11 protein-coding genes and 1 other RNA gene are annotated in these 14,125 nt (G+C 43.1%); 8 read left to right on the top strand and 4 right to left on the bottom strand.

Going from position 1 to position 14,125, the window contains the following annotated elements:
• Positions 1 to 88 precede the first annotated feature (88 nt).
• Positions 89 to 691 (top strand): pyroglutamyl-peptidase I, encoded by a 603-nt coding sequence (pcp, locus tag RDQ32_RS04350; protein WP_308579249.1) that lies wholly within the window; start codon positions 89 to 91, stop codon positions 689 to 691.
• 298 nt (positions 692 to 989) lie between these two features.
• On the opposite strand, the gene RDQ32_RS04355 is transcribed toward pcp, so the two are convergent.
• On the bottom strand, positions 990 to 3,446 hold the full coding sequence (locus RDQ32_RS04355) for a Cna B-type domain-containing protein (RefSeq protein WP_308579250.1): 2,457 nt from the start codon (positions 3,444 to 3,446) through the stop codon (positions 990 to 992).
• A gap of 311 nt (positions 3,447 to 3,757) precedes the next feature.
• On the opposite strand from RDQ32_RS04355, the gene RDQ32_RS04360 reads away from it, so the two are divergent.
• Positions 3,758 to 4,966, top strand: coding sequence for an amidohydrolase (locus RDQ32_RS04360; protein ID WP_308579251.1), 1,209 nt, complete (start codon positions 3,758 to 3,760; stop codon positions 4,964 to 4,966).
• Positions 4,963 to 5,202: a DUF2442 domain-containing protein gene (locus RDQ32_RS04365; RefSeq protein WP_308579252.1), complete on the top strand. Its 240-nt coding sequence runs from the start codon at positions 4,963 to 4,965 to the stop codon at positions 5,200 to 5,202. Before RDQ32_RS04360 ends, RDQ32_RS04365 begins: the two co-directional genes overlap by 4 nt.
• Positions 5,203 to 5,594: 392 nt before the next feature.
• Here RDQ32_RS04365 and RDQ32_RS04370 read toward each other — a convergent pair whose 3' ends face one another.
• The 3 genes from RDQ32_RS04370 to RDQ32_RS04380 form a co-directional block, all read right to left on the bottom strand.
• On the bottom strand, positions 5,595 to 6,023 hold the full coding sequence (locus tag RDQ32_RS04370) for a hypothetical protein (RefSeq protein ID WP_308579253.1): 429 nt from the start codon (positions 6,021 to 6,023) through the stop codon (positions 5,595 to 5,597).
• 94 nt (positions 6,024 to 6,117) lie between these two features.
• Positions 6,118 to 8,163: a leucine-rich repeat domain-containing protein gene (locus RDQ32_RS04375; RefSeq protein ID WP_308579254.1), complete on the bottom strand. Its 2,046-nt coding sequence runs from the start codon at positions 8,161 to 8,163 to the stop codon at positions 6,118 to 6,120.
• A 252-nt stretch (positions 8,164 to 8,415) separates the two neighbouring features.
• The gene (locus RDQ32_RS04380; protein ID WP_308579255.1) at positions 8,416 to 9,513 is read right to left on the bottom strand and encodes a glycerol dehydrogenase; all 1,098 of its coding nucleotides are present in this window, start codon (positions 9,511 to 9,513) and stop codon (positions 8,416 to 8,418) included.
• 415 nt (positions 9,514 to 9,928) lie between these two features.
• Here RDQ32_RS04380 and ssrA point away from each other — a divergent pair.
• From ssrA to RDQ32_RS04405, 5 genes are all read left to right on the top strand, one after another.
• Positions 9,929 to 10,268: a transfer-messenger RNA gene (gene ssrA / locus RDQ32_RS04385) on the top strand.
• A gap of 137 nt (positions 10,269 to 10,405) precedes the next feature.
• Positions 10,406 to 12,094 (top strand): transcription termination factor Rho, encoded by a 1,689-nt coding sequence (gene rho / locus RDQ32_RS04390; protein WP_308579256.1) that lies wholly within the window; start codon positions 10,406 to 10,408, stop codon positions 12,092 to 12,094.
• Between the two features lie 79 nt (positions 12,095 to 12,173).
• Positions 12,174 to 12,539 carry a DUF1344 domain-containing protein gene (locus tag RDQ32_RS04395; protein ID WP_304072234.1) on the top strand — a complete coding sequence of 122 codons (366 nt, stop codon included), beginning with the start codon at positions 12,174 to 12,176 and terminating at the stop codon, positions 12,537 to 12,539.
• Between the two features lie 71 nt (positions 12,540 to 12,610).
• Complete coding sequence (locus tag RDQ32_RS04400; protein WP_304072232.1) at positions 12,611 to 13,171, top strand: RNA polymerase sigma factor; 561 nt, start codon at positions 12,611 to 12,613, stop codon at positions 13,169 to 13,171.
• Positions 13,168 to 14,079 carry an RsiV family protein gene (locus tag RDQ32_RS04405; protein WP_308579257.1) on the top strand — a complete coding sequence of 304 codons (912 nt, stop codon included), beginning with the start codon at positions 13,168 to 13,170 and terminating at the stop codon, positions 14,077 to 14,079. Before RDQ32_RS04400 ends, RDQ32_RS04405 begins: the two co-directional genes overlap by 4 nt.
• Positions 14,080 to 14,125 lie beyond the last annotated feature (46 nt).

A 14,125-nucleotide genomic window follows, 5' to 3' on the forward strand; every position in this document is an offset into this window, starting at 1 on the left:
GCTCTTAAACTTCCCTCGAAAATCTCGTAAACAACGCATTTCATGCTTATGTAACGCTCTTAAAAGAAATAGAATCGGAGGCTAATCCATGAAAATTTTACTGACAGCCTTTACTCCCTTTGACGGGGAGTGCATTAACCCGGCGCTGGAGGCGATGAAGCTTTTGCCGGACAAAATAGGAAATCTTGAAGTTCTAAAGTTAGAAGTACCAACAGTTTTTGGAAAGTCTGCTCTACTTGTGCTAGAGACCATAGAAAAAGAAAAGCCGGATTTTGTCCTTTCCATAGGACAAGCAGGAGGAAGGGCGGAGATTACTCCGGAAAGAATTGCCATTAACATAGATGACGCCAGAATTCCGGACAACGAAGGCAATCAGCCGGTGGACAGGCCCATTTATCTCGATGGGGAAAATGCCTATTTTTCAACTCTGCCGGTAAAAGCCATGGTGGAAGCCATCAAAAAAGAAGGGATTCCCGCGGCATTATCCAACTCGGCAGGAACCTATGTCTGTAACCATTTGATGTATTCGGTACTGTATTATATTCAGATAAATGCCTTACCCATTAAGGCAGGATTTATCCATGTTCCCTATATCCCCGAACAGACAGAGGAGAAAAAAGATAAACCCTCCTTGTCCCTTCAGGATATCGTCAAGGGACTAAAAGCCTCCATAGAGGCAATTTCAAAATAAGATATTGTAGAATTTTCAAATCAATTATTAGAATAAAAAGAGCTGTATAAATTAAATTATTTAGTTAAAAGCGATTGATGTAGTATAGGCTGTAAGAGGGGCAATCTGAGCCCGCCGGTACTTGCTGAAAGCGAGCAAAGTGATGCTTGAAGCTTAGTACCCGATGCGTTGGCGAGGTTAGCAGGAGCGTGCCCCGATTACAGCCTATACTACATCAGAGCGTATCTATATAAAGCTTGCAGCTCTTTTTATATAAAAAAGATGCCGTAGAAAATCTACGACATCTTTTTTTGAAATCTTATCTCTTCACTGTTCTTTTCAATCCATAGTAAGCAAGTCCTAAAACGGAAAGTCCGAAGAAGCCTGCCCAGAGGAGAAGCTGAGAGCTGTCTCCGGTTGGGGTATCACGCTTATTGTCTGCTACCGGTCTGGATTCTCCCAGAACCTGAGGAACAAGCTCAGGGTTTACTTCATTTTCCGTTACTTCACTGGAGTCCGGAGTAGGTGTAGGTCTGGACTCACCGGCTACCGTCGGGGTAGGAGGTGTGGATGGTGTGGGATTAGAAGGTGTAGGAGTGGATGGTGTAGGGGTAGAAGGTCTGTTCGGTCTTGGTGACGGTGTTGGCGGTGTTTCAGGAGTGGGGCTTGGAGGAGTAATGGTCTTTGTATTGGTAACAATATATCCGTTAGCCGCATCTCCGCTGATTGCAGAGGTATATCCGCTTAATGCCACCTCTTCTACGGTGTAAACAATCTCGTGTCCGTCATTGGCATCAAACTTGGGAAGATTCTCAAAGCTGTGCTTCCACTGATCGGTTTCGGTAAGAGTTACCTTCTCCTTGGTAGCGCCATCTGCCAAAAGCTTAATCTCTACCTGATTTGCACTTTCGCCGTTCCACTTCTTTTCTACGGTAAGAATGATTCCGGGAACGTTTACAAGCTTAAATCCGCTGGTTTGATTTCCGCTCATTTTCACAGAATATCCCTCAGCGCCTTTTTCCTTGATGGTGTACTGGTAAAGCTCGTCATTTTCATCAATCTTTGGAAGGTTCTTAAAGCTAATGCTCCAATCATCGGCTTCGGTCATGGTCTCTTGGCCGATGTAAATGGGATTTGCCGGGTCTTCTTTATTTACGCGATAAAGTTCTACGATAATGCTGGTAGGACGGGTTTCCGGATTGTCATATTTCCAGGTCTTATTGACCTTGATGGAAATGACCTTCTTTTCTCCGGTGTTTACGGTTCCGTTGGAGCCGATTCCGCCGCCACGGGTAGCAGAGGTATTTCCGGAAATGATGACCTTGGCCAAGCCTTCCGCCTCAGCGTCCTCAGTAACATCAGTGTGTAATCCTAAGATTTCGCCTGTAGCGGAGCTTAATTCACCCTCTAACTTGTTGATGGGAAGCTCTTCATTTTCATCATTTTTCCAGTTATAGGGAGTTCCACCCAGCATAAAGGAGGAGATAGCATACTTGGGAGAACCGCTACTTACATAACCGTAACGGTAACCCGCCTCGATATAAATATCCTGTGCCTTTTCAGAATGGTTTCCGAAGATAGCAACACCGTTCTTTACATTGATTCCTGTATTGGAAGTGGGGCAGGAAGCATATCCGCCACCTTCAGTCTCTGCAGTATTATCGGTAATCAAAGCATTGGTCAGGTTTAAAACACCCTGCTTACCGCGAAGGATTTCCGCCTTACCGTTTACGTAGATACCGCCGCCGCCAAAGTGCTTGTTTCCATAGCCTTCACCGGTCATGGCATTGTTAATAATCTTTCCTTCGGAAATGTTGGCAACGGAATTTCCGGTAGACAGTCCGCACTGGATAAAGATACCGCCACCGCTTGCTCCTGCTTTGTTTCCGCTGATGGTTCCGCCGGTCATGTTTAAGGTATTCCCTTCGGTAACGTCAATGATAGAGCCCAGTGCAATACCGCCTCCATACTCATGACAGTAGTTATCAGCAATCAAAGCATCGCCGCTTAGGTTAATGGTAGAACTGCGGTATGCGCAGATTCCGCCTCCACTTACAAAGGGATTGCCGTTAAAAGTATTTGGGGAAATGGCCTTGTTTTCTCTGATTTCTCCCCCGGACATATTGAAAGTAGTATTATCTAATAAAAATACTCCGCCGCCAAAGAAAGCGCTGTTGTTCCGAATAATTCCGCCGGTCATATTAATGACAACCTTTTGGGTATCGGAGATCGCGTAGATGGCACCTCCGTTAGCGTCGATTCCTTTGGTAACGGTTACAAAATTGTTTTCTAAGATGGCATCCTCTTCAATATTTAGATTGCCGGAGACTTTAATGAGAGATTCTCTGGTTTTTCCGTCATTTTCTCCGCCACCGTCAATGGTGATATTTCGAAGAGTAGCTTCTTTTCCGGTTGGAATGCTTAATAGATATCCTGAAAATCCCGGATTTCTCATAAGAATGGCATTGGTATTGTCCAGACTTACTTCTCCGATAACAGGCACAGTGTCTACAACGTAAATGACCTCGATATAAGGATTTTCCGTTGCCATTTGCTTTGCTTTTTCGAAGGATTTTACGGCAGTTTCCTGTGTAGTTCCATCGTTCTCGTCGTTACCGTTTTGACCATCCAGATAGATATTCTCTTCCTGGGCATATACCCTCTGCAGGTTGGATGGCATAAATCCAAGAGACAGGGTAAGTGCAAGTAAAAATGTCACAACAGCTAAAACCCGTCCCTGGACCCACTTCATAATGAATTGGGGAATTGTCCTCATTTGTAAATACCTCCTAAAATAAGCAAAATTTATTATTTAAATAAATTAATGATATCATAATATTGTTATTTTACAATGCTATTTTATGGAGAAATGAGACTAAAGGACAGAAAATCGTAGAGAGAAAAGCTCTTAAAATTTGTATATTATTGCTAAAAAATAAATAATTATATTGAAGGATATGAGTTTTGTATAGATTCATGGAAAAAATCGTATTGTCATGGCTTTTCAAAGCGAATAGAATGGGGAAATGTCAAGAAAGAATAGTAGGAAAATATAGCCAATCTAAGGGTAAGGACGGAGGCGAAACAATGGATAATCATAAGAAAGTAAAAAATAGAGAGGACATTCAAGCGTATATACCGGAGGATTTTCAAGAAGAGCTGGTGAAGCTTCGCCGGTATTTTCACGAACATCCGGAGCTTTCCTGGCAGGAATATCATACTCAGGAAAAAATCATGGAATATCTGAATAAGCTGGAAATCCCTTATAAAAAATCCTGTAAAACCGGTGTCATTGCCACCATTCAGGGAAAGAAGTCTACAGGAAAGGTCATCGGAATCCGGGCGGATATTGATGCCCTTCCGGTTACGGAGCTTTCGAACTGCCCTTGTAAATCCAAGACGGAGGGCTTGATGCATGCCTGCGGTCATGACACTCACATTACCATCCTGCTGGGAACGGCGAAGCTTTTAAAGCAAATGGAAGAGGAGCTCACGGTCACCGTAAAGCTTTTGTTCCAGCCGGCGGAGGAGTGCATTGAGGATAGCGGAGCCGGTTATATGAAGGAGGATCCGGAAGCATTATCCTGCGATCGGATGATTGCTTTGCATATTTGGAGTAAGCTGCCTGCAGGGACGGCCTCTCTTCGTTACGGTGCGGTGATGACGGCTACGGATACCTTTGACATTTTCGTAAAGGGAAAGGGAGGACATGGCGCTCTGCCTCATCAGACTGTAGATCCCATTGTTGCCGGTTCTGAACTGGTAATGTCTTTGCAACGCATCGTGTCCAGAGAAATCAGTCCCCTGGAGCCGGCAGTACTCAGCGTCACATCCTTCAGCTCCGGTAACGCCTATAACGTTATTCCCGGAGAGGCTCATTTAAAGGGAACGGCCAGAACCTTTAACCCGGAGATTCGTAAGCAGTATCCGGAGATTCTAAATCGTGTGTCAAAGGGTGTGGCAGAGGCTACAAGAACGGAAATAACCGTTAACTACCACCTTGGGCCGCCTCCCATGATTAACGATACAGCCTGTGTGGATACGGGAAGAAGAGCGGCGACGAAGGTCTTTGGGGAAGAAAATGTGCTGGATTGGGAGCCCCAGATGGGAGGAGAGGACTTTGCCAAGTTTAAGGCACCGAAATGCCTTCTTTTCCTTGGCGCCGGCTTCCCTGAGGAAGAACTTCGTTATCCCCAGCACAGCCCCTATTTTGCAATAGATGAAAACGTCTTAAAGCTTGGAGTGGAGTATTTTGTAGAGTATGTGCGGGAGTATCAGAAGGAGCTGCTTAAATGATGCATAAAGTTAAAGCAGTAAGTGCACTTCCAAATTTTTGCCTAAGTGTTCAATTTGTAGAAGGGATTACGAAAAAATATGATGTAAAACCCTTATTTTCAAAATGGGCTGCTTTTAAGGCGCTACAAGAAAACCCTAAGTTATTCTCTGATGTGGAAGTTGACGTGGGAGGGTATGGAATCATTTGGAATGATGAATTAGACTTATCTTGTGAGGAACTGTTTAAGAATAGTTAATCCGTACAAATCCATTTGAGGACATTAAGAAATATAGACAAAGATTAAGGAATAAAATGTACTTACAAAAGTACAACTAAGAAAAAGGTTGTGAGATCTGACAAGATAAGCGAATGATGCAGTAGGAGGCTACAATGGGGGCAACCAGAAGAGACCGCCGTTTCTTCGGAAAAGCACGTCGAAGAGAAGGACTGTAAGAACTGATACGATGAAGCGAGTGATGCAGTATGGGGCTGTAATGGGGACAATCTGAGCCCGCCGGTACTTACTGAAAGCGAGCAAAGCGAAGCTTGAGGTTAGTACCGCTGCGAAGGCGAGGTTAGCGGGAGCGTGTCTCCATTACAGCCCCATACTGCATCAGAGCGAATTTTTCGATTCTTACAGTCCTTCCTTCAATACTCTTTGGAAAGATATTTCACCCCCACGCCATGCTTTCGTAAAGCCTCCTTTAATTCTTCCAGATACATCTTGCCCTTTTCGTTATTTGTAATGGTGAAAAACTTATGCAGTCCGGACTTTCTCAGAATTTGAATAGCATAATATCTTCCTCCATGAGGGCTATGGATAGGATCCACATGGACGGCACGCATCTCGGAAAAGGGAATGGCACGTTTTCCGATACAGCTTAAGCCCGCATGAATATAAAGGGTATCTCCCACGATATGGTAGGGGGCAGAAAAACTGCCCCCTGTTCGTAGAATTGTTAGACGACGAACAAGCCATATAATCGCACTAGATAGTAAAAATACTTGAAAATAAAACAAGATAGAATCCTGCATTATGTATTCCATGCCTTCCAAAAAATATTGCAAAAAGTTCATATTTCTCCTTTTTTATATTGACTTATTCATATCCAGATGTCTTTAAAATCCAAATGCCTTCATAGTCCAAATGTATCAGTTTAGAAGCATTATCTCATTCCAAGTTATCCACCACCTCTACCGTATCCGGTAGGATCTCCATATTGGCAATGGAATTTCCGGACAGCTTTACCTTCTTTAAGTTAGGGAGATTTCTTAGCATACTGATATCGGAAATGTAATTGTCGGAGATATCCAGCTCTTCGATAGTATTTAGTCCTTCCAGACAATCCAGACTTTGCAGTTTGTTTCCGGGAATCATCAGTTTTTTTACTGCCTTAAAATGAGACAGATAAGCTTTGGCATTTTGATCAAAGTTCCTGCTGTCATCATCTACATTGTGAATCTCCGCCTTTTCCAGGGCTAGAATTTCCGTACTGTTGTCGTCTTCCATTCGACTTAAGGAAAGACTGAGAACCGGACCATCCGCTACATTACTGTCATCCTCAGGATAAAAGTACATTTCTCTTACCCCGATATTGGAAAGGGCTTTCGTGTAATCCTTATAGCGATCCATAGGGGTTCCCAGCATGGTAAGACGTTCCAAAGCGGGAAGCTCCCGCAATGCATTTCCCAAGTCCGTATCTACCAGCCCGGTGATTCCGCGTCCTACAAAGCTTAAGTCGGTCAGGGAATTCATTCCTCGTAAAATGTCGGCACTGTAATCGGACATATAGTTTCGAATCGTCAGCTTCTTTAAAGAGGGCATGTGGGCGATTTTATCCAAGTCCCAAACCAAGAGATTCGCTTCTTCCAATGCTGTTAAGCCGTGTAAATCCGGAATATCATAGTTATGATAGTCAATGTATAGTTTTTGTAAAGAACTTAATGTAGACAAAGCATTTACATTTTCCACATCATGGCAATCCAGATATAAGCTGTTTAAGGAAAGATGATTGGCCAGACCATCTAAGGAAAGGATAGGTAAAGTATCTAAACTCAAGCTCTTTAGCTTGGGCATGTTTTTTACAAAATTTAAATCCTTTAAGCTTGTTATGTTTTTCAGCTTGAGATTTTCAAGCTGAGGCATACCGGATAAAACGCTGACATTGTCCAAAGGCTCTTGATAAGGTCCGGTAATGGAAAGATCGGTACAGTTACTAAGAGAGGAAAGGGGAGAGAGATCTAAAACAACGGCATCATTTCCGATAATATCCAGGGTCAAGCGTTTTAAACCGGGAAGGTTTCTTAGGAAAAGAAGACCACCTTCATAGTCTTCATCTACACGAACGTCAAGGGATTCCAGGGAAGTGAATTCACTCATGATTTTTTCTATATTTATCTCAGAGTTCTCTTGAGAAAAATATAAACTTAAAACATTGGAAAAATTAACACCTGAAAGTCCTAAAATCTCCTCAGGATGAGGAAGAATCCTACTTAAATCACCGGCATAGATAGCATGTTCGGCATAATATTTCAAATTATTCAGATTTTTCAAATCCTGCTTATAGTTCGTATTATCATAGCTGAAGCTTATATTTTCACCTAAATTAAGGCTGACTAAGCCCGTAAAAGCCTGAAGGCTGGATTCGTCGATGGAGTCTGTAGAGGGGAGGGAAATGGTCTTTTTTTCTAAAGCATTTCCTGCTTCATCTACGCTGTCAGCATAAGAAAATACCCATTGTTCAGCGGTATTGTCACTTTTTCCCGATTTTTTTTGGATATCCAAATATTGAATGGAGGCATAGTCCTCAGGAGTCAGTTCCGAGACGGGCTTATTGAAGGCCTGTTCCACAAAGCTGATTACAGTGCTGTCCTCCGGCGTAGTGCAGTAGCTTGGACTTGCTACAATGGAGGTGGAGGAGTCGGAGCTTTTATAGAAAAGTCGACTCAGGGAAAGGAAGATAATAATACTTGGTAAAAATAGAACTGCAAGAAGAATCCCTAACAGATATTTTGGGGATTCCTTTTTTGGGGGAGCTGTATAGGGCGTATTATAGTTTACTTTGTCAATATGGATGTTTTGTGTGATATCCGGTTTGTGAGGCTCCAGGTAAATCTTGGTATTACAAAATTTACAGCTCACAAAGCCTTCCTTCATTCCTTCCGGAATATCCAATGTGCCGTTACAATTAGGGCATACGATTTTTGTAAGTTTCATAAAAGCTCCTGATTTTATTTTTTAATTTTCCCTATCAATTTACAATATTTAATATGGAGATTCAAGGGGATAGAAAAGGATTTTTCTTATCCAAATAGAGAGTTTTCTGCTTTTCCTGCTTGGATAAATTTCCTTTGTGGAGATAAAAAATAAGCACATTGATTATCCCAATGTGAGGGATAATCAATGTGCTTACGGGAACCCGATTTTTACGGGATAAAATTCAAAGAAACTAATATTGTTCTAAGGCGTTTAACAGCCACCCTTTTTCTTTTTTCCCAAGGCATCTGCCGCAATCATGGCATCATAAAGCTCTGTTTCCGTTACATCTCCTGCCAGATTATGGATGGTTTCTCCGGGAACACAGGCATTTTTGGCGATGGTGTGGAGGTCTGCATCGGAAAAATCACCCAGCTCTGCCAAGGTAATGGGAAGTCCTACGGCAACGCAGAAATCTTGAACCTCCTCAAATTCCTCCTTCTTTACACCCTCCAGACAAAGCTGTACCAGAGTACCGAAGGCTACACAATTTCCGTGGGGAGCGCTGTGACCGCCTAAAGAAGTAAGACCGTTGTAGAAGGAATGGGCAGCGGCAACATTTACATTGTCAGCTCCTACGCCGGAGAGGTAAACACAGGCTTCAATGATGTTTTCCAAGGCCTTGGTGACTACATGATTTTCACAGGCCAGAAGAGCGGCTTCTCCGTATTTCTTCAGGTTATCGTAGCAATACTTGGCAAGCACCATTCCTGCTCCGGGAATTCCTGCATTTTCCAAACTGGGAGACTCGGTACGAAGAGAAGCTCTACCTTCGAAATAGGTTCCCAGCGCATCTCCCATACCGGCAATCAAGAAGCGAACCGGTGCGTTGGCGATTACGGTGCTGTCTACCAGAACACAGTCCGGATTGGTGGGATAGAAGAGGTACTCCTTGAAGGAGCCGTCATCGTGGTAAATCACGGAAAGACCGGTACAGGGCGCATCGGTGGCTACAACGGTAGGGATAATGACGATATGCTTCTTCTCGTAAAAGGCTGTTGCCTTCGCCGTATCCACGGCGGAACCGCCACCTACACCAACTACGGTATCAATTCCCTGTTCCTCTACGATTTTCCGCATTCTGGCAATTTCCGATTCACTGGAAATGCCTCCAAAGATTTCATAATGACGAACTTTATCCGTTCCTTCGAAGCTTTTTTCTAATTTATCATGGCAGGCTTCATAGGCGCTGTGGGAGCAGACAAAGAGGTAATTCTTTCCCATATACTCTGTTTCCTTACAGAAGGAAAGCAAAGCGTCTCTACCCTGAACATATTTTAGCGGATTTCTCATTTCTCTAAGCTTTTTCATTTTGAACCTCCTTGGCATCTCCCTGCAATTTCTTTTCTAGACTCTTTGTACAACTTAGTCCATAGCCTTTTGAACTGCTTTTGGGTAAAAGTGTTCTGAAAAGGAATGGTTATTTATTTAACAATCTTATTGTAGCACGGAAGAGGAAAAACAGAAGGAGAAATTGTAGATTTGTCTAATATACAGGAGATATTGCTTTTTTCTATGAGTAAATAGAAAAATATCTGCTAAAATCTTTCTTCAAACCATTTTCTTTTCTTTCAAAATGATGGAGAATCAAGAATAGGGTAAAGATTTTGTCAGTTGATAAAGAAAGCTAAAGAAATCAATATAGAGTAAAGATTTTGTCAGTTGATAAGAAATAAAGCTTATCCTTTACAAATAGCTATTTTCCTCGTACAATAAGACTGTTTTAGGGCTTGTACCGGTTTCGACGGGGATGATGCAGCTTTAGAAGCTATCCGAAAGAAGTCGCGTTAAACTTCAAACTTAAATTTAAACGCTAACGATAGTTACGCATTAGCAGCCTAAGCGCTGCTGGCCAGCCTTTCTGCACTCACACGGGAAGATTCTGACCTCATTTTTGTGAGAAACGACTGTTGCGGTTCCTCCCGCGACCGGGCGTATTTAGAGGATACCGGTTAGGACAAGACGTGCGCATCTTATCCTAGTGGGGAATCTTGAAGCGTACTATGATAGTAGAAGGAGAGGGAATTCGTTTTCGGACATGGGTTCGACTCCCATCAGGTCCATCCTAAACACAGGGAGGAAATCTTTTCGGATTTCCGTCCCTCTTTTCTTATCAGGGCTTCCCCTGAATCAAACTTCCCGGCTAATTCATTTTAATAAAGTAATTCTATAGTATTTTTCATTTTCCATCGAAGGAGTATTTATGCCAAGAAAAAAATCCACGGAGATTCAAGAAGAACTGTTGCTGACTGCTACGGAGGAGAGCAAAGCCGGTACAAAACCGCGTAAAGCCTCAACAAAAAAGAAAGATGCATCCTCACCGGTGCTTATCGAAGGGGAAGAGCAGAGTGCTGAGAAAAAAACACGAGGCAGAAAAAAAGCTTCTGTAGAGGCTGAGTCTGCTACAGAAGAAAAGGCGACAGTGAAAGAAAAAAAGACTACAGTGAATGAAGAAAAAAATGCTACAGTGAACGAAGAAAATAATGCAGAAAAAAAAGAGAAGACTGTAGCGAAAAGAGGTAAGGCTGAAACAAAGAAAACTGTAGCAGTGAAAACGGAAGCAAGCAAAGTAAAAGAAGCTGTTTCTCATGAGTCTTATGAAGAAAGCGCCCAAAACCCTGAGGTTGGAGAAGAGTCTTTGGAAAATGCTTCTCAGGACAATGTGCCTAGAGAAGAAGTTCGTAGAGAAGGCCCCAGGGACACGGATGCCAAGGAAGCACATGGAATCCTGGAGGTTATGGCTGACGGCTACGGTTTTATTCGTTCCGAAAATTTTATGCCGGGAGAGCAGGATGTCTATGTGAATTCCCTGATGATTCGACGTTTTCATTTGAAAACCGGAGATATGATTTACGGCTATGCCAAGTCCAGGAATCCCCAGGAAAGATACAATGCCCTTCTGTATATTGAAACGGTCAACGACCTGCCGGTTTCTGCCATTTTCAGAAGACCGGATTTTGATAAGCTTACACCCATTTTCCCGGATGAAAGAATCCATATGGAAAGAGAAGGGAAGAGAGTGCCTACCTCTTTAAGAGTGCTGGATCTTTTGGCGCCTATCGGAAAAGGACAGAGAGGAATGATTGTTTCTCCTCCCAAGGCGGGAAAAACCACGCTTTTAAAGCAGATTGCCCAGTCTATTCTGAAAAATCAGCCGGATATGACCTTGATGATTCTTCTGATTGATGAGCGTCCCGAGGAAGTAACGGATATGATGGAAGAGGTTGTGGGGGATAAGGTGCAGGTGATTTATTCCACCTTTGATGAGCTGCCGGAGCACCATAAAAGAGTGGCGGAGATGACCATTGAACGGGGAAAACGACTGGTTGAGCAGGGGCAGGACGTTTGTATCCTTTTAGACAGTATTACAAGACTGGCCAGAGCCTACAACCTGATTGTGCCATCCTCCGGAAAGGTCTTGTCCGGCGGTATGGATTCCGCGGCACTCCATATGCCCAAGCGTTTCTTCGGTGCTGCCAGAAATATCCGGGAGGGAGGAAGCCTGACCATCTTGGCTACCGCCCTGGTGGATACCGGTTCCCGTATGGATGATGTTATCTATGAGGAATTTAAGGGTACCGGAAATATGGAGCTTGTCTTGAATCGTGAGCTTCAGGAAAGAAGAATTTTCCCGGCTATAGACATTTTAAAATCCGGAACCAGAAGGGATGATTTATTGCTTAGTCCTCTGGAGAAGGATGCGGCGGATCTGATTCACAGAGAGCTTGCTTCGGAAAAGAAAACGGTGGTGGAAGAGACCTTGAGTCTTTTTGATCGAACCGTAAATAATATCAGTCTTTGTGAAACCCTGGTTCGTGGAAAAACCCTGCAAAGTAGCGGCCGAATCGGCGGAGAAAAAGCTGTCATAAAAATAAATAAAAATAATTTGTAACCTTTTTAGGATTTCCTCTGTCTTTCCAAATGTCGGAAGAATTCGCTTCCGAAACATTGATAAAGATGGAGGAATTACTATGAAAAAGACCGGAATTGTTGTATTAGCTTTAATGATGAGTATTGGACTGATGGCTTGTGGAGGAAAAGAGACAAAGCAGTCTGAGGGCGCTAAGACAGAGTCTTCCGCAGCACAGGAAAGTGCAAAGGCGGGGGCAGAGGATGCCAAGGATGCCAAAGAAATCAAGGGAAGCATTTTGGAGGTAAAGGACTTTATGTTCTCCATTAAAGCCGATGACGGCAAGGAGTATGCCCTGAACTTTGATAAGGCTCCGGAAGGTCTTAGTGAGGTAAAAGCGGGTGATGAGGTTGTTGTGAAGTACACCGGAGAATTATCCGAGGTGGATTCCTTTACCGGAACCATCCTTTCTGTAAAGAAGGCCTAATAGAAAATTCACAAAGAAATCAAAATTTTGCCTTATCCTTTCTAAATCCCATAAAAAGCTAAAGGAGAACTATGGAAGAGCAAGAAATTATAGACTTATTATGGCAAAGAAAGGAAGAGGGCTTGACAGCCCTGCAGGAGAATTTTAAAGCTTATTGCGGAAAGATTGCTTCTCAGGTACTGTCCCAAAGAGAGGATGTGGAGGAGTGTCTCAATGATACCTGGCTGAAGGCCTGGCAGGCCATTCCTCCGGAACGCCCTCAATTTCTCAGAGCCTATCTGGGAAAGATTGTAAAGAATACTTCTATTAATAAATTGAAGATGTTAAAGGCTAAAAAACGTTTTTCCGAGGGCTTTACGGAAAGCGTGGAGGAGCTTGGAGAGGATCTGCATTTTTCCTCGGATAATGTGGAAGAGCATGTGAATCAACAGGCTTTGGTGGATGCCTTGAATCATTTTTTGGAAAAACAAAAGAAGGAAACGAGAGTTTTCTTTGTAAGAAGATATTTTTATCATGATGAGATACAGGAAATAGCAAAAGCCTTTCAAGTCACGGAAAGTAAGGTGAAAGTCAGCCTGCACCGTACCAGACAAGCTTTGGCAAAGTATTTAAAAGACGAGGGAATCGCATGAAAGACTGGGATTTTGTAGAAGCCTTTTCTCAAATCGATGATCGCTTTATAGAAGAAGCGGAAAATGAGAGAACAAGGAAAAAAATAAAAAAATTTCCTATTCGGTATTTTTCTTCTGCAATTGCGGCTTGCTTTTGTCTGCTTTTCTTACTGCCTAATCTATCGAAGGAAACTGCTTATGCTTTGCAAAGCATACCGGGAATCGGTTCTTATTTTCAACTGATTACCTTCCGGAAATATTCCTTCGAGGACGGAAATCATAAGGCGGAAGTGGTAGTGCCGAAGCTGGAACAGGGAAGCGAAGAAAGCGAGATTAGGAATAGCGGAGAGACGGGAAACAAGGCGAATGCTTCTCAAGGGAAGGAAGCCGGAAGTATTGCCGCCAAGGAATCGGAAAAGGCAAATTCCGCACAGGCTATCAATTTTGATATAGAGAAGAAAACCGACGAACTGATTGCCGCTTTTAAGCAGGAAATTCAAAGCAGTGAATATAAGAATCTGTCCGTTTCCTCTCAAGTGATTTTGGATTCCGATAATTATTATGTCTTGGCTCTGAGCGCTTTGCAACAGGAGGGAGACAGCTTTACCCAGAACCATTATTACACTATGGATAAGCATAGCGGAAAGCTTTTACAACTTTCCGATTTGTTTCCGGAAGGAACGGATTACCAAAAGATTTTGTCCGAGGAAGTGGTTTCCCAGATGAAGGCGCATAATCAGAAGGGAGACTATCCCTACTTTATCCAAGACGGAGAGGATGATCAGGGCTTTACTGAGGTAAAGAAGGATCAAAGCTTCTATATCAATGGGGAAGGAAAGCTGGTTTTGGTGTTCCCCCAGGGAGAGGTAGCTCCCATGGCTCAGGGAGAACAGCAATTTGTTATGCCGGACAGAATTTGGAAGGCTTAAGGGAAAATACTGTGTTTTCTTTCTATACTTTATGCTAAAATAGAGC

It is taken from the genome of uncultured Oribacterium sp., assembly GCF_902481605.1.
Taxonomy (GTDB): domain Bacteria; phylum Bacillota; class Clostridia; order Lachnospirales; family Lachnospiraceae; genus Oribacterium; species Oribacterium sinus.